The sequence below is a fragment of the Paenisporosarcina sp. TG20 genome (assembly GCF_000286315.1).
Classification (GTDB): Bacteria; Bacillota; Bacilli; order Bacillales_A; family Planococcaceae; genus Paenisporosarcina.
The window spans coordinates 1-1,272 of record NZ_ALJG01000060.1; the positions used below are offsets into that span (position 1 = coordinate 1).

The following is a 1,272-nucleotide window of genomic DNA, read 5'->3' on the forward strand; positions in this document are numbered from 1 at the left end:
GCTTACTTTCGCCATTATTGTCTAATATTGTACTGAATGAAATGGACCAGTGGGTAGCGAATCAATGGGAACTATTCCCCCTCCATAAATCACTTAAGACTAGAGAAGGTCAACTTCTTGCAAAGAAACGCACTCACTTAAAAGAAGGTTACATTGTTAGGTATGCTGATGACTTTAAAATCATCTGTCGAGATTGGAAAACTGCTGAAAAGTGGTATCACGCTGTTAAGCTTTTTCTAAAAGAACGTTTAAAACTTGATATTTCACCAGAAAAATCGAAGATTATTAATTTGCGCAAGAATGAGTCTGCTTTTCTTGGCTTCACAATCCGTGCCAATCGCAAAGGAAAAAAGCGAGTTGCACATACGTTTGTCAAAGCTGAAAAGATGCAGAAAATTAAGGCCGATGCAAAGAAACGAATAGAAATACTCCGAACATCGCCAACTACTCAAAATGCAATACGCTTTAATAGTTTTGTCTTAGGGTTACACAATTATTTTAACAGAGCTACTCACGTCAACTTAGCGTTCTCACGACTTGCCTACGAACTAGGTGCATCTATGTACAATCGTCTTAAACCTGTCGGTAAGTATGAACATCCAAACAATCCGCCACCTGTCTATAAAAAATTCTATGGCTTAGGTTCTAAAACATATAAAATCGCCGGGGTGTACCTCTTCCCTCTTGGGATCATCAAAACTAAAAATGTGATTGCTTTTACTCAAAGTATAACCCCATTTACCAACGAAGGTCGATTACAAATATCTACACGGTTGAGTAAGGATGTTAGACAGGAAATAGTATTGTTAATGGAATCAATAATACCGACACGTAGTGTCGAATATATGGACAATCGGATTAGTAGGTACAGTATGAAAAAAGGGAAATGTGAAATAACTGGCATGTTCCTACAAGCACAAAATGTATACTGCCACCATTATATACCTAAGCATCTTGGTGGAAACGACAAATTCAATAATTTACGTATTCTCCAAAAAGAGGTGCATGAATTAATCCATATAACCGACAAAATTAAGATGAATACACTCATAAAAACTTTGGGCATCACTGAATCGATGATAGAAAAAATCAATAAATATCGAGTGAAATGTGAGCTAGAAATAATCAAATAACCCAAATGAAAAAGAGTAACTTGAAACTTATAATTAATAATACCATCGCTAGATGGAACGCGGAATGCTTGGAAACTGGCACGTTCCGTGTGGAGTAGGGGAAAAGCTGGAGATAACTTCAAATGCTTACCTATTACTA

Annotated in this window: 1 protein-coding gene; it reads left to right on the forward strand. The window is 36.6% G+C overall.

Annotated features, from left to right (window positions below):
- Window positions 1-1,133, forward strand: a 1,133-nt coding sequence (locus tag B371_RS20935; protein WP_019412380.1) for a reverse transcriptase domain-containing protein, incomplete at its 5' end; no start/stop codon positions are given.
- Window positions 1,134-1,272 lie beyond the last annotated feature (139 nt).